The following is a 17906-nucleotide window of genomic DNA, read 5'->3' as shown; positions in this document are numbered from 1 at the left end:
CACCGTGTCCCGCCCATCCATAAGCCGCGTCGCGCACGCCTCGAACATGCGCTGGCTGATGAGCCTGGCGCACATGGAGCCGTCGCCGGTGAATCCGTGGGTGATGCTGCGCGCCGCGCTGGCCATCGGCCTGCCGACGGCGGTGGGCATGGCGCTGGACCAGGGCGCGGCGGCCGCGCTGGTGGCGCTGGGCGCGCTGCCCGCCATCACGGGCGACAACGGCGGCCCCTACCGCAACCGGGCGCTTTCGATCGGGTCCACGGTGTTCGGCGGCGCCTTGGGTTACCTGCTGGGCAACCTGATCGCCGGGCACGGCCTGTGGACCTCCGCGGCCATGATGGTGCTGGTGCTGGCGGCCAGCCTGGTCGGCACCTTCAACAACATCGCCGCCGTCGCCACGCTGCAATTTGCCACCTACGTCATCGTCGGCTCCAGTTTGACCTCCACGCTGCCGCCGTGGCTGCCGCCGGTGCTGGTGGGCGCGGGCGGGCTGTTCGGCCTGGCGCTCACGCTGTCCGGGTGGGTGGTGAACCCCATCGCGCCGGAGCGGGCCGCGGTGGCGCAGGCCTACCGCAAGCTGGCGGCGATGTTCGCGGCGATCGGCACCTCCCGGGTCATGGCCGCGCGCCGCGACATGGAAGCGGCCATGACCGCCGCCTACGACACCGTGCTGGCCGCGCGTGGCCGGTCGGCCGGCCCGACGCCGCGGCTGGCCCGCCTGGCCGCGCAGTTGCAGGCCTGCACGCCGCTCACCAACGCCGCATTGACGCTGGCGCGCGCCGGCCGGGTACTGCCGCCCGAGTGCGCGCGCGTCATGAACCACGTGGCCGACCGGGTCGAAAACGATGCCGGACCGGACGCGCGCGACGACATTGCCGCCCTGCGCCGGGCCGGCATGCCGCAACTGGCCGAGGCGCTGGAGCAGGTGCAACTGTTGCTGAACGGCGCCCGCGCCGCGCAGCCCGACGCCTTCGCGACGCTTCAGCCCGCGCGCGCGCGTACCCCGTGGCGCGTGCTGGTCCGCACGTACCGGCCCGGACCGACGACGGTGCGGTATCTCGTGCGACTGGGGCTGTGCCTGCTCGCCGCCGAGGCTGTCGCCCTGGCAGCCGCGCTGCCGCGGTCCTACTGGGTGCCGCTCGTCGTCGTGGTGGTGTTCAAGCCCAACTTCGGCTCGGTGTTCGCGCGCGCGCTGCAAAGCTGCGCGGGCAGCGTGGTGGGCGTGGGCATCAGCGCCACCGTCCTCGCGCTGGATCGGGGCGGCCTTGCCAGCCTGCTGACGGTTGCCGCGCTGGCCGCGCTGCTGCCGTGGTCGATACGGCGCAACTATGGGTTGTTTTCGGCCATCATGCTGCCCATCCTCATGCTGCTGATCGGCGCGCTGCAACCGGGAAGCTGGGCCATTGCGTTGGCTCGGCTGGTGGACGTGGGCGTCGCGGCGGCCATCGTATTGCTGGTGGGCTATCTGCCCTGGATCCGGATCGAACGCAGCAATCTGGACCATGCCGTGTCCTCGGCCACGTTCACGCTGGCGGCTTACCTGAACACGGTCTTTCAGGCCGATCCCGACAACCGGCACGACCTGCGCGCCCGCGCCTACTCGCGTCTGTCGGACCTGCGCATCGCCCTGCAGCGCGGGCTGTCCGAGCCCCGGCTGGTCAGCCGCCGCGCGCTGGCCTGGTGGCCGGTCGAAGTGGCGCTGGAACGCGTGGCCAACGCCGTCTCGGACACGGCCTGGTCGCTGCCCGACGGCCAGGCCGCGCCGCCCGCCGCCGAGGTCGCCCAACTGGCCGCCGCCCTGGATCGCATTGCCGCCTCCGTCGAACAGGGCCTGCCCGTGCCTGGCGATGCGATCTCGACGCCTTCGCCTGCGCTGCGCGACGTCGCCGCGCAGATCGAAGCCTTGCGCGCCACGCTGGCCGGACCCGACTTCACCGCCGCGCCCGGCCGCCCTGCCAATCCCTCCCCCCTTCATCAGGTCTGAATCATGTGTCTTGCCGTACTGGCCCTGCACTCCTTGCCCGGCATCCCCGTCCTGATTGCCGCGAACCGCGACGAGTTCCACGCGCGATCCACCCTGCCCGCCGCGCAATGGCCGGACGCCCCGACCATCTACGCCGGGCGCGACGGCCAGGCGGGCGGCACGTGGATGGGCGCGACGACCGAGGGGCGCTACGCGCTGGTCACCAACTTTCGCGAGCCTGGCCGGCATCTGGACGACGCGCCGTCGCGCGGCGCGCTGGTCGAGGACTTTCTGCGCGGCGCCATGACGCCGCAGGCGTATCTGGAAACGGTGCATGACGTGGACCAGGCCTATAACGGCTTCAACCTGATCGTGGGCGACGCCCGCCAGGCGTGGTACCTGAGCAACCGCGACGGCGGGCCGCGCGCGCTGGCCCCCGGCGTCTATGCCCTGTCCAATCACCTGCTGGACACGCCTTGGCCCAAGCTGGCGCGAACCAAGGCCGCGTTCACCGCCGTGCTGCACCACCAGCCGCAGCCGGACCTGCCCGCGCTGTTCGCCGCGCTCGCCGACCGCAGCCCGGCAGACGATGCAGACCTGCCCGCCACCGGCCTGCCGCCGGACCGCGAACGGCTGCTGAGCAGCCCGTTCATCGTCAGCCCAACGTATGGCACGCGCAGCTCCAGCGTGATGGCGCTGCATGGCGGCGGCGCCGGGCAGCTGGAGGAACGGCGCTTCGCGCCGGATGGCTCGGTCAGCGGCGTGAGCCAGCTGACGTTTTGCTGGCGGCAGGCCGGCGGCGGCTCCGCGCGCAGCGCCTGATACAAACGGTTGATTTCCGAGGCGGACGGACGCGAACTCGCCTTGCGCGGCCAAGTCGAATCGTTGCAAGCTACCGCCGGGGGCAGCCACAACGCGCTGCCCCGCCGGTTTTCCTGCAGGAGAATTCTATGAACAAACGTTTTGAACGCTGCACGATGGCCGCCGCCATGGCCCTGGGCAGCATGGCCATTGCAGGCGTCCTGTCCACCGCCCAGGCAGGCATGCCGCCCGTGCAGCATCAGGGCACGGTGGAGTACGTCAGCGGCGGCATCGGCATCGACGAATCGGAAGCCATGAAGGCCGCGTCCAGCAGCTATCCGCTGGCGCTGACCTTTGCCGCCCAACGCGGCGGCAAGGCCGATTACGTGGCCGACGTGACCGTCGCCATTCGGGACGCCCAAGGCAAGGCCGTGCTGCAGACCACGTCGCAAGGCCCCTACATGCTGGTGAAGCTGCCTGCGGGCAGCTACAAGATATCGGCCACGTACGACGGCCAGGCGCAGGAGCGTGAGGTCTCGGTGCAAGGCACGGGCACCGCGCGCGCCATGTTCGAGTGGAAGTGATGCCGGGCGGCCGCGGCGCGTAACGCCGCGGCCAGTCTCCTTGGGTCGTGCGCCGCAGGCTCAGACGCCCGCGAACAGGATCGCGATCACGAACCCCACGCCCGCCGCCCAGACCAGCGAGCGCAGCGCGCCCCAGTTCGCCAGGTACATCGCCAGGTATCCCAGCCGCGTGCCCAGCCAGCACGCCATCAGCGTGGCAACGTGCGCGGGCGAGGCCTGGTTGTACAGCGCGAACAATACCGCGGCGTAGAAAAACGGCAACGCTTCGAATGTGTTGACCTGCGCGGCATTGGCCCGCGCGCGCCACCCTTCCTGCCGCGCTAGCCACGCGCGCGGATCGTTGTTGTCGAACTTCTTGCCGCCTGCCTTGGCGATGATCGTGCACACGAACGGCAGCAGCGCCGCGGCCAGCATCAACCACGCGATTGTCTTCATTCCTGACTCCATTGCTGGCGGCACAAGGTCCGCCTGATATGCGGGGCATGTGCCGCCGCTGCCGCATGGTCGCCTGAAATCACCGGCAAGGCAAAGCCGGCGCGGGCGCGCGCGTACACTCAGGCCTTCGCGATAGCCTCCCACCCGCCGATGCCGCACGTCATGCCGTGGTTTTCCCTGTTCCTGGCCGCCGCCCTCTTGTGGCCGCCTGGCACGCGCCGCTGGGCGCTAGTCCCCTTGGCGGTGGCGTGGGCCTGGGCATTGGCCGACGGCGTCGTCGATCCCGTGGCGCTTGCGGGTCCGGCACTGCTGCTCGCCGCGGCCGCGCTGGTGCGCGCCGGCGCGGGGCCGGCATCGCGCGCGGCCGGTCATGCGCTCTTCGTCGCCGTGGCCGTGCTGCTCTTTGCCCATCTGTTGCCCGGTTTTCACAACCTGCGCGTCATTGCGCCCGCGCCGCTCAGTCCGGACGCCGTGCCGTTCGGCATGTATCTGAACCTGGACAAGCCGCTTGTGGGGTTCTGGGTGGTGCTGGTGCTGGCCCCGCCGATGGCGGCGGCGCATGCGCGGCTGACCTTGCAGGCGGCGTTGCTGGCGTGCGCGGGCGCAGTGACGGCCTGCCTGGGCTTGGCGCTGGCGTTGGGCGTGGTGGGATGGGCGCCCAAGTGGCCCGCGTCCGGCTGGATCTGGCTGCTGAACAACGCCCTGCTCGTCACGCTGGCCGAAGAGGCGCTGTTTCGAGGATATGTGCAGGAGCGTCTGACGCAATGGTGGCGTCATCATCCGTGGGGCGCCTGGGCGGCGCTGGCCGTGGCGGCCGCGCTGTTCGGGCTGGCGCACTACGCCGGAGGCTGGCAGTGGATGCTGCTGGCGGCGCTGGCGGGGGTGGGATACGGCGTGGCCTACCGCTACGGCGGCCTGGCCGCCGCCGTGCTGGCGCATCTGGGCCTGAACGCGGCGCACTTCGGATGGTTTACCTATCCGATGCGCGCCGCGCTCTGAACGTCAGGCCGCCATTGCCGGGTAGTCGGTATAGCCTTCCGGGCCCGATGCGTATAACGTGGCCGGGTTCGGCGTGTTGAGCGGCGCATTTTGCTGCAGACGCTCGGCCAGATCAGGCGTGGCGATGTACGGCACGCCAAACGCCACGGCGTCGGCACGGCCGGCGGCCACGGCGGCCTCGGCGGTTTCGCGCGTGTAGCTTTCGTTGGCGATGAACACGCCGCCGAATTCGGCCTTCATCATCGGCGCCAGGCTGTCCGGACCTTCGTGTTCGCGGGCACACAGGAACGCGATGCCGCGCTTGCCCAGTTCACGCGCCACATAGCCGAACAGGCCGGGCAGATCCGAATCGCCCATGTCGTGGGCGTCCGCGCGCGGCGACAGATGCACGCCGACGCGGCCCGCGCCCCAGACCGCCACGCAGGCGTCGACCACGTCGAGCAGCAGGCGCGCGCGGTTTTCAATGGAGCCGCCGTACTGGTCCGTGCGATGGTTGGTGCTGTCCTGCAGGAACTGGTCCAGCAGGTAGCCGTTGGCGGCATGCACTTCGACGCCGTCGAAGCCCGCTTCCATCGCCATCTGCGCGCCGTGGCGGTAAGCCTCGACCACGCCGGGGATCTCCGCGGTTTCCAGGGCGCGCGGCGTCACGTAGGCGCGCTTGGGACGGACATGGCTGACATGGCCCTTGGCCGCGATGGCGCTGGGTGCGACCGGCAGTTCGCCGTCCAGGAACATCGGGTCGGAAATGCGCCCCACGTGCCAGAGCTGCGCGACGATCACGCTGCCCTTGTCGTGCACCGCGGACGTCACCTTGCGCCAGCCCTTGACCTGTTCGGGCGACCACAGCCCCGGCGTATCCGCGTAGCCGACGCCCTGCGGCGTGACCGCGGTGGCTTCCGTGAGGATCATGCCGGCCCCGGCGCGCTGGGTGTAGTACTCGACCATCAGGTCATTGGGCACGCGGCCGGCGCTGGCGCGCTGTCGGGTCAGCGGCGCCATCACGACGCGGTTGCGCAGCGTCAGGTCGCCGACTTTCAGCGGTTCAAACAACGGGTTCATGAAACATCCTTTCGTCCCGGCAATGGGGCGCTTGCGGGTATGGCAGACGGGCTACATATCCTGGTTCAACTGCCGCAGAAACGCGGCAATCGCGGGTTCATTGCGACGAAAAAAGACCCACTGCCCCACCTTGGTCGCCGAAATCAGGCCGGCGCGCTGCAGCACGGCCAGATGCGACGACACCGTCGACTGGGACAGTCCGCAGCGATCATCGATATGGCCCGCGCACACCCCGTGTTCAAAGGTGTGGCCCGGGCGCTCCTCGAAATGGGCATGCGGCGTCTTCAGCCAGGTCAGGATGTCGCGGCGGACCGGATTGGCGAGCGCCTTGAGAATGGCGTCTGCGTCGATCGCGGGTTGCGTGGCGTCCTGCCCGGTGAGTGAGGAAGTTGCGGTCATATTGGTATATCGCAATTTATCGAATCATATATCGGGTTTAATCGATATGTCGTCATGCCCCTATGGACTTCAAGGATTTTCGGCAGGCCGCCGGCGTTCGGGCTTCAGGCTGTCGGCCCAGTCACGCGCGACGTCGCGCCGCGCTTTCCGGTTGACCAGGGCGGTGATGGCCATGGCGATGACCGCGCCCAGCGCCGCCAGCGCCATGTCCTTCTGCGCATCCCAGATATCGCCCTGCGTTCCCAGATACGCCGCGCCCAGGTCGCCGCCAAAGAACTCGGCAGCGCCCCACTCGATCAGTTCGTACAGGGCCGAGGTCGACAGCGTGACGTCCATCGGCAGGAAGTACGCCCAGAACCCGCGCACCTCGGCCACGCGCAGGAAGATCTCGCGGATCGGATAGGCCAGCAGCAGGCCATACGAAAAATGCACGACGCGATCGAAGTTATTGCGTTCCCAGCCCAAGAGGCTGTTGAGCGTGCGCCCGGTCAAGGCGCGCCACCACTCGTCGTACGGGACCAGGGAATACGTATAGTGCGCCCCGATCGTATGCAGGCACAGGAACAGGAAGATCAACGTGTACGACACGCGCGAGAACACGAACGCGTGCCGCGTGGCAAAAAGCACGATGCCCAGGCCCAGCACCAGCGCATTTTCCAGCGCCCAGGCCGAGCGGTCGTGCGGATCGATGGCCAGCGCCGCCCAGATGACGGCAAACACCCCAGCCAGGGAAAGCAGGTAACGGCGGCGCGCGTCGAACATGGCGGCCTCTAATCGCCCTGCACCCGGCCGCGCAGCCGCTTGACCTCGCCGTGCAGCACCTTGCGCTGCACGCGCCGGCGCTGCGAGGCGCGCGTCGGCTTGGTGGCGCGGCGCGGCTTGTCCACCCGGATGGCCGACCGCACCATGCCTACCAGGCGCTCGATGGCCTCGGCGCGGTTCTTTTCCTGGCTGCGGAACGACTGCGATTTGATGACGATCACGCCTTCCTTGGAGATGCGGTGGTCGTTCAGGGCGCACACTGCATCCTGCACCTCGAGCGGCAGGCGGGAAGCGCGCACATCGAAGCGCAGGTGGACGGCGCTGGAGACCTTATTGACGTTCTGCCCGCCGGCGCCCTGGGCGCGGATCATGGTGAAGGTCAGGTCGCGCTCGTCGATGAATAGCGAGTCTTGGACGTGAAACATAGGCGGCAAGTCTACAGGGCCGGCAGGCTTCGCGCAGCAGTCACGGAGAACGGCGCGCATGCGGATCCCGCGATTTTCCGGGCCCGGCGCACCCGTCTGCCGCCGGCGGCGAACCCGCGTGGCGCAGGGTCTTTCGGCGGATATCGGCCGCGCCAAGTAAAATGATGCGCTTTTGCTCGAATCCGGGGCGGCCAGCCGCCCGCATCCCCCATGACTTACTCCGCCAAAGAAATCTTCAAGACCTTGCAAGGCGAAGGCGCCCATGCAGGCCGCGCGGCGGTATTCTGCCGGTTCGCGGGCTGTAATCTGTGGTCCGGCCGCGAAAGCGACCGCGCCAGCGCCGCCTGCACCTTCTGCGACACCGACTTCATCGGCACCGACGGCGACGGCGGCGGCAAATTCGCCACGGCGGATCTGCTGGCCGACGCCATCGCCGCGGCCTGGGGCCCCGGCGCCGACAACCGCTACGTGGTCTTCACGGGCGGCGAACCGCTGCTTCAACTGGACACGCCGCTGCTGGACGCCATCCACGCCCGCGGGTTCACCGTCGCCATCGAAACCAACGGCACGATCAAGCCGCCCGCCGGCGTGGACTGGATCTGCGTCAGCCCCAAGGGCACGGCCCCGGTCGTGGTCGAACGCGGCAACGAGCTCAAGCTGGTCTACCCGCAACTGAACGCCCTGCCCGACGCTTTCGCGCACCTGGATTTCGAACACTTTTTCCTGCAACCCATGGACGGTCCGGCGCGCGCAGCCAACACCGAGCAGGCCGTCCAGTACTGTATGCAGCATCCGCAATGGCGGCTCAGCCTGCAAACCCACAAATACATAGGCATTCCATGATTTACCCCCACGCCTCGCGGAGCGCACGATGATTTCCGTGACCCGCAGGCTCGAGTTCGACGCCGGCCACCGCATTCCCGACCACCGCAGCCAGTGCCGCAACCTGCACGGCCACCGCTATGTGCTGGAAATCACCCTGACGGGCGACGTGGTGCAGGCGCCCGGCGAGTCCGACAACGGCATGGTCATGGACTTCTCCGAGATCAAGCACATCGCCAAGACCCACATCGTGGACGTCTGGGATCACGCGTTCCTGGTCTTCGAAGGCGACACCGCCGTGCGCGGCTTCCTGGACACGCTGCCCGGGCACAAGACCGTCGTGCTGGACCGCATCCCCACCGCCGAAAACCTGGCCACCATCGTGTTTGAAACGCTGGCGCCGCACTACCACGGCCACTACGGCGCTGAACTGCGCCTGACGCGCGTGCGTCTGTACGAAACGCCGAACTGCTGGGCCGACTGCAACGGTTGATCCCTGACGGGGAGTACGGGTGTCGGAAGCTTCATGCGGTGTCTGACACCCGCTGAGAAAATCCTCGCATCGGACCGGCGTTTCCCGGGTGTCATACACCGGGCCTTCACCGAATGACGCGTCAAGACAGCGCCGTGCGCCCCCAGTTTTCCACTCACGGAAAACCGCCCCGTTATTTTCCCAATTGAGAAAATCTATCGAGAGAGTCGCCATTTTCAATCATTAGTAAGCTAATAGATAGGATACAATCGATTCCATGCTTACTCCTTCCGACTCCCAGCTCATGGCCACCACCGCCAACCTGATGGTGCTGTCGCGCGCCTATCGCGGCGCTGCCGACAAGGCGCTTGCCGACTACGGACTCTCCCAGGCAACCGCGTGGCCCGTCATCCTGGCCGGCCGACTTGGCGACGGGGTTCGTCAAGGCGCGCTGGCCGAAGCTTTGGGCGTTGAAGGCCCCTCTCTCGTGCGCGTGCTGGACCAACTGGTGGCCGCCGGCCTGATGGAACGCCGCGAAGATCCCCACGACCGCCGCGCACGCACCCTGCATCTGACCGACGCCGGCCATGCGCTGCGCGCGCAGGTCGAAGAGGTGCTGGTCGAACTGCGCCGCCGCGTCTTCCAGGGTGTCAGCGAATCGGATCTGGAGGCCTGCCTGCGCGTCTTCGACGCCTTGAAGGTGTCGCTGGGCCGCAGCGGCGCCGGCGCGCAAGAGGACGCGCGGCCATGAAACTGCCGAACGTCCGCGAAACCCTCTTCTCGCTCAAGAGCTACCTGAGCGCCATCATGGCGCTCTATCTGGCTTACAGCATTGGTTTGCCGCGTCCGTTCTGGGCAATGACCACCGCCTATGTCGTGGCCCAGCCCTGGTCCGGCGCGGTGCGTTCCAAGGCCCTGTACCGCCTGATCGGCACCTTCGCCGGGTCGGCGGCCACCGTCTACATGGTGCCGCGCCTGTCGAACTCGCCCGTCGTCATGACCGGCGCGATGGTGCTGTGGGTGGGCGCCTGCCTGTACATGTCGGTGCTGGACCGCACGCCGCGGTCCTATCTGTTCATGCTGGCCGGCTACACCGCCGCCATGATCGGCTTTCCCAGCGTCACCGACCCCTCCCTGGTCTTTGACACGGCGCTCGCCCGCGTCGAGGAAATCAGCCTGGGCATCGTGTGCGCCACGCTGATCCACAGCATCGTCCTGCCGCGCGGCCTGGCGCCCGCGCTGACGCTGCAACTGGACAAGGCCGTGCGCGATGCGCGCAACTGGATGCACGACACGCTGAGCGGCAAGACCGCCGAACAGCGCGACAAGGACCGCCGCGTGCTGGCCAACGACATTACGCAATTGCGCCTGCTGTCCACCCACGTTCCCTTTGACACCAGCAACCTGCGCTGGACGGCGGGCGCCGTGCGCGCCATGCAGGACCAGATCGCGGCGTTGACGCCGGCCGTGTCCGCCGTCGAAGACCGCATGCGCGCCTTGCAAGCCAACGGCCAGACGCTGCCCGAACCGGTGCAGGCGCTGCTGGCCGATATTTCGGAATGGATCAATGCCGGCGCGCAGGCCTCGCACGAAACCGCCGTCCAACTGCGCGCCGCGGTCACCCGGCTGACGCCCGGGATCGACAGCCGCTCGACCTGGCGCGACGCGCTGCTGGCCAGCCTGATGACCCGCCTGCGCGAGCTGATCGACACCTATGACGAATGCCTGGCCCTGCGCCGCGACATCCGCGCGGGGTTGCAGGGCGCGCCGGTGCGCACCCCGCGCACGGCCCGCGATCCCAATGCCGCGCTGCATCGCGACCACGGCATGGCGCTGCTGTCGGCGCTGGCCGCCGGCCTGGCCATTTCCGTGTGCTGCCTTTTCTGGATCGGCACGGCATGGAGCAACGGCGCCACCGCCGCGCTGATGGCCGCGATCTTCAGCTGCTTTTTCGCCTCGCAGGACAATCCCGTGCCCGGCATCATGCAGTTCCTGACCTACACGGTGTATTCGATTCCGCTGTCGGCGCTGTATCTGCTGGGCATCATGCCGGCCATTCATTCCTTCGAGATGCTGGCGCTGTCCATGCTGCCGACCGCGTTCGTGCTGGGCGTCTTCATTGCCCGCCCGGCCAGCACCGGCAAGGCCATGGCCATGCTGTTCGGATTTCTGGGCACGATGGCGCTGCAAGACACCAACACGGCCGACGTCGTGTCCTTCATCGACACGCAGGTCGCGCAGTGCATCGGCGTGGCCACCGCCGCGATCATCGCCGCCATCTTCCGCACGGTCAGCGCCGACTGGAGTGCGCGCCGCATCCAGGCCGCCAACTGGAAAGAGCTGGCGACGCTGGCCAGCGCGCCCCGCGCGCCGTCGCGCCACACCTATGCCGCCCGCATGCTGGACCGCATCGGCCTGTTGCAGCCGCGCCTGGCGCTGGCCAAGCGGCCCGACGACCTCGTGGCCGCCGATGCGCTAAAGGACTTGCGCGTGGGCCGCGACATTACCGAACTGCAGCGGGCGCGCCGCCATCTGCCGATGGCCGAATCCACGATCCAGCCGGTGCTCGACAGCCTGGCGCAGTTCTTCCGGCTGCGTTCGTCGGGGCGCACGCAAGACAAGTCAACCGAGTTCCTGGCGCAGATCGACCGCGCGCTATGCAGCGTGGCTGCCACGCCGCAGGGGCCCCACGCGCGCGACCGAGCCGTGGTGGCGCTGGTCGGCATCCGCCGCGCCTTCTTTCCCGACGCGCCCGACTTCCAACCCGCCCATCCCACGCTGGAGGGCCACGCATCATGATCGGCGAATTCAATCTCTACGGCATTTACTTCCCCTGGCTGCTCGTGCTGGGCGTCGTCACCCTGGGCGTGGCCTGGGCGGTGCGGCGCGTGCTGGCGCGCGCCGGGCTGTATCGCCTGGTGTGGCACCCCGCGCTCTTTGATCTGGCGCTCTTCGTGGTGCTGCTGTACGGCGTCTCCCTCATTTCCCCTTGTTTTCTTCAGAGATAGGTATGAAACTCCCCAATGCCCTTCGCCCTGCTGCTATCGGCAAGTTCGCAGTGACGGCCGTTGTCGTCGCCGCCGCCGCTTACGCCGGCTGGCAGCTTTGGGATCACTATGAAGTCGAGCCCTGGACGCGCGATGGCCGCGTCAAGGCCTATGTGGTGCAGGTGGCGCCCGACGTGTCCGGCCTGGTGACAAGCGTGCCCGTGCACGACAACCAGGACGTGAAGGCCGGCGACCTGCTGTTCGAGATCGACCGCGCCCGCTTCCAGCTGGCGTACGACCAGGCCCAGGCCTCCGTGCGTTCGCAGCAGGTGGCGCACGACCAGGCGCTGCGCGACGCCAAGCGCAACCGCTCGCTGGGCCAGCTGGTTGCGGCCGAAGCCGTCGAACAAAGCCAGACCAAGGTGCAGCAGACCGAAGCCGCGCTCGCCCAGGCGCAGGTGCAACTGAACACTGCCCGCCTGAACCTCGCACGTAGCCGCGTCGTGGCTGCCAGCGATGGCCGCATCACCAACCTGGACCTGCGCGCCGGTTCGTACGCCACGGCCGGCCACGGCGTGATGGCGCTGGTGGACGCCGGGTCGTTCTACGTCGAGGGCTACTTCGAGGAAACCAAGCTGCCCGGCATCCACGAAGGCGACCCCGTCACCGTGACGCTGATGGGCGAATCGCGCCACATTCGCGGCCATGTGGAAAGCATCGCCATGGGGATCGCGGACCGCGACCGCAGCACCGGCGCGAACCTGCTTCCCAACGTGAACCCGACCTTCAATTGGGTCCGCCTCGCGCAGCGCATTCCGGTGCGCGTGAAGATCGACGACGTGCCCGAGGGCGTGCGGCTGGTCGCCGGCCAGACCGCCACCGTCTCGGTCGACGACCGCCCGCCCCAGGCCGCGGCCGCCGCGCCTCACGCTTCCTGAGGAGCGGCCCGCACCGCCCTGCTTTCCGAAAACCCTTGAATCCCTTATCGACGCCAAGCCGTACCTGCCATGAAAACCAGATTTCTCCTTCCGCTGACGCTGGCCCTCGCGCTGGCCGGATGCGCCGCCGTGGGCCCCGACTACCAGGTGCCGCGCGAGGCCGTGTCCCAGCGGCCGAGCGCGCAATCCTCCTTCGTGCAAGCGCAGGAAGACTTGTACCGGCAAGAGGCGGTCCCTGGCCACTGGTGGCGTCTGTACAACGACCCGGTGCTGGACGGCCTGGTCGAAAAAGCCCTGGCCGCAAACACCGACTTGCGCGTGGCCAGCGCCAACCTTGAACGCGCCCAGGCCGCGGTGCAGGAAACGAAGGCCCAGCAGCAGCCAACGATCGGCGTGAATGCCTCGCCCACGTTCGGCCACGTCTCCGGTTTGCAGGAGCTTCAGCCCGGCATCGATCCGCCCAACCGCTGGTCCTACTCCACCGGCGCCAGCGTGTCGTATCAACTGGACCTGTTCGGCCAGATCCGCCGCGCCGTGGAAGCCTCTACTGACGACGCGCAGGCCGCGCAAGCCGCGTACGACGCCACGCGCGTCACGGTTGCGGCCGAGACCGCGCGCGCCTACGCCAACCTGTGCGCGGCGGGCATGCAGCTGGCCTCGGCGCAGCATTCCGTGCAGGTGCAGCGCGAATCGGTCGACGCCGTTAGCCGCCTGCAGCGTGCCGGCCGGGGCACCACGCTGGACGTCACGCGGGCGCGCAGCCAGCTTGAACAATTGCAGGCCAACCTGCCGCCGTTCCAGGCCCAGCAGCGCACGGCCCTGTATCGCCTGGCGGCGCTGACCGGCCAGACGCCCGGCGAGATCTCGCCCACGCTACTGCAATGCGCCAGCGCGCCCAAGCTGACCGAAACCATCCCGGTGGGCGATGGCGCGCAGCTGCTGCGCCGCCGTCCCGACATCCGCCAGGCGGAACGCACCCTGGCCGCCTCCACGGCCCGCATCGGGGTCGCCACGGCCGACCTTTATCCCAAGATCACGCTGGGCCTGTCCGCCGCATCGGGTGGTCCGGCCGCCATGTTTGGCGACCGCGGCACTTTCAGCTGGAGCGTGGGCCCGCTCATCTCCTGGACGGTGCCCAACACGGGCGCCGCGCAAGCGCGCATCGCCGAGGCCCAAGCCAACACCAAGGCCGCCGCCGCCCGCTTTGACGCGACCGTGCTCAATGCCTTGCGCGAAACCGAAAGCGCGCTGGTCGTCTACGCCCGTCAACTGGACCGCGACACCGCCCTGCGCGCGGCCCGCGACCAGAGCGCGCAAGCGGCTTCGCAGGCGCGGCGCCTGTTCCAGTACGGCAAGACGGACTACCTGACCGTGCTGGACGCCGAGCGCACGCTGGCCAGCAATGAAAGCGCGCTGGCGGCCTCGCAGGCGGAGCTCTCCAGCGACCAGATCGCGGTGTTTCTGGCTCTGGGCGGAGGCTGGGAGCCGTAAGCCGGCCGCAAAATCAATTCCATATTATGGGGATCGCATTGATTCCATAAAACCCGCGCCCCTAGAATCGTCCCGAACGCAATAACAACACCAAACGATTCGACAGTGCCAGGCCTGTCCCACGGGGCCAGCACTGCAGGACGGGGACAATTCATAATATGGAATATCCGGAAAGTATCCGGGATGCGCGGGTGCTGGACAGCATCACCAAGCTGACGCAGGAGGACGCCGGACGCGTCGTGATCGCCGGGTCGCACGGCGGCAGCTATGCCGCCTATTGCGCGGCACGGGGCGAGGTGCGGGCCGTCGTGCTGAACGATGCCGGCGTGGGCTGGCAGCGCGCCGGCATTGCGGGTCTGGACGACCTGCAACGTTGGGGCGTGCCCGCCGCCACCGCCAGCTACCGCAGCTGCCGCATCGGCGATGGCGCAGACATGGCGCGCCACGGCGTCATCAGCTTTGTGAACGCGCTTGCCCAGGACCTGGGCTGCGAGCCGGGCATGACCGTCTCCGAAGCCGCTGCGCGGCTCGCGCACGCCCAGCCAAACGCCAGCCGCCCCACCGCCATCCAGGAATCCCGCATCGTCATCAAGGCCGGCCCGGACGGCGCCCCGCTCGTCGTGGGCGCCGATTCCGTGTCGCTTGTGGATGCGCAGGACGACGGCCTCATCGCCGTCACCGCCTCTCACGGAGAACGGCTGGCCGGCCTGCAGTCCGATGGCGTCCGGGCGTCGCCGCGCCTGGTCACCTTCAACGACGCGGGCATGGGCAAGGACTGCGCCGGCATAGGACGCCTGCCCTTGCTGCAGCAGCGCGGCATCGCCGCATTGACCGTCTCGGCGCACACCGCGCGCATCGGCGACGCCCGTTCCTGCTACGAGGAAGGGACCATCTCCTCGGCCAACGCCCGCGCCCGCGACCTGGGCTGCCGCGTCGGCACACCGCTCAAAACCTTTATCGACGCCCTGCTCGCCGGGCGCGACACCCACTAGGAGCCTTACCCGCATGTCGGAAAAACTGGAAATCACCGGAGGCGAAGCCCTCGCCCGCATGTTTGCCGCGCACGACGTCGGCCTGATGTTCGGCATGGGCGGCTTCCAGCTCCTGCCGTTCTACGACGCTGCGCGCCGCCTGAACCTGAATCACAACCTGATCAACGACGAGCGCTGCGCGGTGTTCGCGGCCGACGCCTACACCAAGGTAAGCGGCCGCCCGGGCGTGTGCGACGCGACTCTGGGCCCTGGCGCGACCAACCTGGTGACCGGCCTGGCCGAAGCCTACAACGCCGGCACGGCGCTGGTCGCGCTGGTCGGCGACTCGCATCGCATGCACTCGTGGAAGAACATGACGCAGGAGGCCCGGCAGCTGGAGGTGCTGCGCCCGGTCGTGAAAGACGTGCTGCGCGTGGAGATGATCGAGCGCATTCCCGAGCTGGTGCGGCGCGCGTTTGCCGTGGCCACCAGCGGCCGCCCGGGCCCCGTGGTGCTGGACGTGCCCGAAGACATCGCGCACGCGGTCCATGCGTTCGATGCCGACGACTTTTATTCCAGCCCCAACTACCGGCGCTCGCCCGCCCTGCGCTGCCGTCCGTCGGCTGACGACGTGGCCCAAGCGGCAAGCATGCTCGCGGGGGCCTCCCGCCCGCTGATGCTGTGCGGCGGCGGCGTGCACATCAGCGATGCCGCCGATACCGTCCAGGCCTTCGCACGCAAATTCGGCATTCCCGTCGCCCACACCATGAGCGGCAAGGGCGCGATCGCCTGCAGCGATCCGCTGAACGCGGGGCTTTTCGGCCGCTACAGCCGCATTGCCAACGACCTGATCGCCAAATCCGACTGCCTCTTTGTCGTCGGCTGCAAGCTGGGCGAAGTGGCAACCCGCCGCTACGACCTGCTGGCTGCGGGCGCGCCGATCATCCATCTGGATATCGTGGCCGAGGAATTCGACCGCACCACCACTCCCGCCCTGCGCCTGTGGGGCGACGTGCGTGCCACGCTGGAGGACCTGGACGCGCGCCTGGCCGCCCACGGCGCGCCTGCCCGCCAGGACTACGTGGACGAGGTGGGCCAGGCCATGCACGCGTGGCGCGAATCGGTCAACGCAAAGCTGACTTCCGGCGACCGCCCCGTGGGCATGGCGCGGCTGATGCATGAGATCAATGCCTCGCTGCCCGAGGACGGCATCCTGGTGGCCGACGGCGGCTTCGCCGCGCATTGGGGCGGGTTGCTGTTCGACACCAAGCGCGCCGGCCGCGGCTTTGTGCCCGACCGCGGCTTTGCGTCCATTGGCTACGGCATCCCGGGCGCGATCGGGGCGGCCGCGGCGGCCCCCGGCCGCCAGGTGGTCAGTCTGACCGGCGACGGCGGCTGCAACATGTCGCTGGGCGAACTGGAAACCGCGGTGCGCATGAAGCTCGCCTTCACGCTCGTGGTGGTCAATAACGCCGCGTCGGGTTACATCAAGGCGTTGCAGCACCTGATGTACGGCGCGGGCAGCTACCAGTCGTCGGATCTGGTGGACACGAACTACGCCAACGTGGCGCGTGCGCTGGGGTGCAACGGCATCCGCGTCGAGGATCCCGCGGAACTGCCCGCCGCGCTGGCGCAGGCCTACGCCTGCAAGGACCGTCCCACCATTCTTGACGTGGTGGTCACGCGCGACCCCGCGCACATGCTGCCGGGCGTGGACAGCCGCGCGGCCAAAATCAAGCCGGGCGACCGCATCGCCTGAGGGCGGCGCGCATCGCCCGGTTCGACACACAAAACAATATCAAGCAAGGAGACAAACCTCATGAAGCGCAGAACCTGGATCAAGCTCGCGGCCGCCGCGGCAACCCTGTCGCTGGCGGGCGCCGCCGCGGCGCAGGCCACCTACCCCGACCGTCCCATCCGCCTGATCGTGCCCTTCCCGCCGGGCGGCACCTCGGACGTGGTCGGACGCATCTTTGCCGAAGCGCTGGCCAAGCAGATCGGCCAGCCGGTCGTGGTGGAGAACCGCGGCGGCGCGGGCGGCACCGTGGGCAGCCGCGCCGTGGCCTCGGCCGCCCCGGACGGCTACACGCTGCTGCTGGGCACGTCCAGCACCAACGGCACCAACCCTGCCGTGTACAAGAACCTGCCCTACGACGCGGTGAAGGACTTCACGCCGGTCACGCAGATCATCCGCGTGCCTGGCGTGATCGTCGTGAACAAGAACTTCCCGGCCAAGGACTATGCGTCGTTCACCGCCTTGATCAAGGGCGCCCCGGGCAAGTATTCGTACGCCTCGTCCGGCAACGGCGGCGCCACCCACATGGCGATGGAGTATTACAAGTCGCTGTCGGGCCTGGACATGATGCACGTGCCCTATCGCGGCACGGGTCCCGCGCTCAATGACGTCATCGCCGGCCAGGTGCCCATCCTGTGGGATACGGCCGCGTCATCGATGGCGCACATCCAGTCGGGCAATCTGCGCCCGATCGTGGTGGCCGCCAAGTCCCGCCTGCCGCAATTGCCGGACGTGCCCACGTTCGCGGAAGTGGGTCTGCCGGACTACGACGCGGAAATGTGGAATGGCCTGCTGGCGCCCGCGGGCCTGCCCAAGGACGTGCTGGCCAAGCTGAACGACGCATCCCGCAAGGCGCTGGCGGACAAGGACGTGCAGGCCAAGTACGCGGGCGTGGGCGCGTATGTGGTCGCCGACAAGCCCGAGGCATTTGCCGCGATGATCCAGGGCGACGTGGCCAAGTGGAAGAAGGTCGCCGACTTTGCGCACATCTCGGCGGAATGAC

At 68.5% G+C, this 17906-nt stretch carries 19 protein-coding genes; 14 read left to right on the top strand and 5 right to left on the bottom strand.

Translation table 11 applies throughout. From position 1 onward, the window contains the following. Positions 1-4 precede the first annotated feature (4 nt). From H4P35_RS12000 to H4P35_RS11990, 3 genes are all read left to right on the top strand, one after another. Entirely contained in the window at positions 5-1984 is a 1980-nt protein-coding gene (locus H4P35_RS12000) for an FUSC family protein (RefSeq protein WP_226849178.1), read from the top strand. A 3-nt stretch (positions 1985-1987) separates the two neighbouring features. Beyond that, a complete protein-coding gene (locus H4P35_RS11995) occupies positions 1988-2785 on the top strand; it encodes an NRDE family protein (RefSeq protein WP_226849176.1) in 798 nt (265 codons plus the stop codon). A gap of 128 nt (positions 2786-2913) precedes the next feature. Further along, the gene (locus tag H4P35_RS11990) at positions 2914-3348 is read left to right on the top strand and encodes a carboxypeptidase-like regulatory domain-containing protein (RefSeq protein WP_180099353.1); all 435 of its coding nucleotides are present in this window, start codon (positions 2914-2916) and stop codon (positions 3346-3348) included. A gap of 60 nt (positions 3349-3408) precedes the next feature. On the opposite strand, the gene H4P35_RS11985 is transcribed toward H4P35_RS11990, so the two are convergent. Next, positions 3409-3783, bottom strand: coding sequence for an MAPEG family protein (locus H4P35_RS11985; RefSeq protein ID WP_152384304.1), 375 nt, complete (start codon positions 3781-3783; stop codon positions 3409-3411). A 162-nt stretch (positions 3784-3945) separates the two neighbouring features. On the opposite strand from H4P35_RS11985, the gene H4P35_RS11980 reads away from it, so the two are divergent. Further along, complete coding sequence (locus H4P35_RS11980; protein ID WP_226849174.1) at positions 3946-4782, top strand: CPBP family intramembrane glutamic endopeptidase; 837 nt, start codon at positions 3946-3948, stop codon at positions 4780-4782. 3 nt (positions 4783-4785) lie between these two features. Here the strand turns inward: H4P35_RS11980 and H4P35_RS11975 are convergent, their stop codons facing one another. From H4P35_RS11975 to arfB, 4 genes are all read right to left on the bottom strand, one after another. Beyond that, a complete protein-coding gene (locus H4P35_RS11975) occupies positions 4786-5841 on the bottom strand; it encodes an alkene reductase (RefSeq protein ID WP_226849172.1) in 1056 nt (351 codons plus the stop codon). Positions 5842-5892: 51 nt separating this feature from the next. Beyond that, positions 5893-6240, bottom strand: coding sequence for a helix-turn-helix transcriptional regulator (locus H4P35_RS11970; protein ID WP_226849170.1), 348 nt, complete (start codon positions 6238-6240; stop codon positions 5893-5895). A 69-nt stretch (positions 6241-6309) separates the two neighbouring features. Beyond that, the gene (locus H4P35_RS11965; RefSeq protein ID WP_226849168.1) at positions 6310-7002 is read right to left on the bottom strand and encodes a DUF2238 domain-containing protein; all 693 of its coding nucleotides are present in this window, start codon (positions 7000-7002) and stop codon (positions 6310-6312) included. A gap of 8 nt (positions 7003-7010) precedes the next feature. Beyond that, positions 7011-7427, bottom strand: a complete 417-nt coding sequence (gene arfB, locus H4P35_RS11960; protein WP_062841513.1) for an alternative ribosome rescue aminoacyl-tRNA hydrolase ArfB — start codon at positions 7425-7427, stop codon at positions 7011-7013. 210 nt (positions 7428-7637) lie between these two features. Here arfB and queE point away from each other — a divergent pair, with 210 nt between their 5' ends. The 10 genes from queE (at position 7638) to H4P35_RS11910 (ending at position 17905) form a co-directional block, all read left to right on the top strand. Further along, the gene (queE, locus tag H4P35_RS11955; RefSeq protein ID WP_056317195.1) at positions 7638-8270 is read left to right on the top strand and encodes a 7-carboxy-7-deazaguanine synthase; all 633 of its coding nucleotides are present in this window, start codon (positions 7638-7640) and stop codon (positions 8268-8270) included. A gap of 28 nt (positions 8271-8298) precedes the next feature. Then, positions 8299-8742 (top strand): 6-carboxytetrahydropterin synthase QueD, encoded by a 444-nt coding sequence (gene queD, locus H4P35_RS11950; protein WP_056317193.1) that lies wholly within the window; start codon positions 8299-8301, stop codon positions 8740-8742. 256 nt (positions 8743-8998) lie between these two features. Beyond that, the gene (locus tag H4P35_RS11945) at positions 8999-9472 is read left to right on the top strand and encodes a MarR family winged helix-turn-helix transcriptional regulator (protein WP_062841515.1); all 474 of its coding nucleotides are present in this window, start codon (positions 8999-9001) and stop codon (positions 9470-9472) included. After that, entirely contained in the window at positions 9469-11520 is a 2052-nt protein-coding gene (locus H4P35_RS11940) for an FUSC family protein (RefSeq protein WP_180099349.1), read from the top strand. The genes H4P35_RS11945 and H4P35_RS11940 overlap by 4 nt, the downstream gene beginning before the upstream one ends. Continuing rightward, positions 11517-11729, top strand: coding sequence for a DUF1656 domain-containing protein (locus H4P35_RS11935; protein WP_226849166.1), 213 nt, complete (start codon positions 11517-11519; stop codon positions 11727-11729). The genes H4P35_RS11940 and H4P35_RS11935 overlap by 4 nt, the downstream gene beginning before the upstream one ends. A gap of 2 nt (positions 11730-11731) precedes the next feature. After that, positions 11732-12646, top strand: a complete 915-nt coding sequence (locus H4P35_RS11930) for an HlyD family secretion protein (RefSeq protein ID WP_128829468.1) — start codon at positions 11732-11734, stop codon at positions 12644-12646. Between the two features lie 69 nt (positions 12647-12715). Then, on the top strand, positions 12716-14137 hold the full coding sequence (locus H4P35_RS11925) for an efflux transporter outer membrane subunit (RefSeq protein WP_226849164.1): 1422 nt from the start codon (positions 12716-12718) through the stop codon (positions 14135-14137). A 158-nt stretch (positions 14138-14295) separates the two neighbouring features. Then, positions 14296-15129: a hypothetical protein gene (locus tag H4P35_RS11920; RefSeq protein WP_180099347.1), complete on the top strand. Its 834-nt coding sequence runs from the start codon at positions 14296-14298 to the stop codon at positions 15127-15129. A gap of 13 nt (positions 15130-15142) precedes the next feature. Then, the gene (locus H4P35_RS11915; protein WP_226849163.1) at positions 15143-16867 is read left to right on the top strand and encodes a thiamine pyrophosphate-binding protein; all 1725 of its coding nucleotides are present in this window, start codon (positions 15143-15145) and stop codon (positions 16865-16867) included. Between the two features lie 60 nt (positions 16868-16927). Then, positions 16928-17905 carry a tripartite tricarboxylate transporter substrate binding protein gene (locus H4P35_RS11910; protein ID WP_062841521.1) on the top strand — a complete coding sequence of 326 codons (978 nt, stop codon included), beginning with the start codon at positions 16928-16930 and terminating at the stop codon, positions 17903-17905. The last annotated feature ends 1 nt before the right edge of the window (position 17906 follow it).

The sequence above is a fragment of the Achromobacter sp. 77 genome (assembly GCF_020541125.1).
Lineage (GTDB): Bacteria > Pseudomonadota > Gammaproteobacteria > Burkholderiales > Burkholderiaceae_B > Achromobacter > Achromobacter mucicolens.
This window is presented reverse-complemented; position numbering and strand designations above follow the sequence as displayed.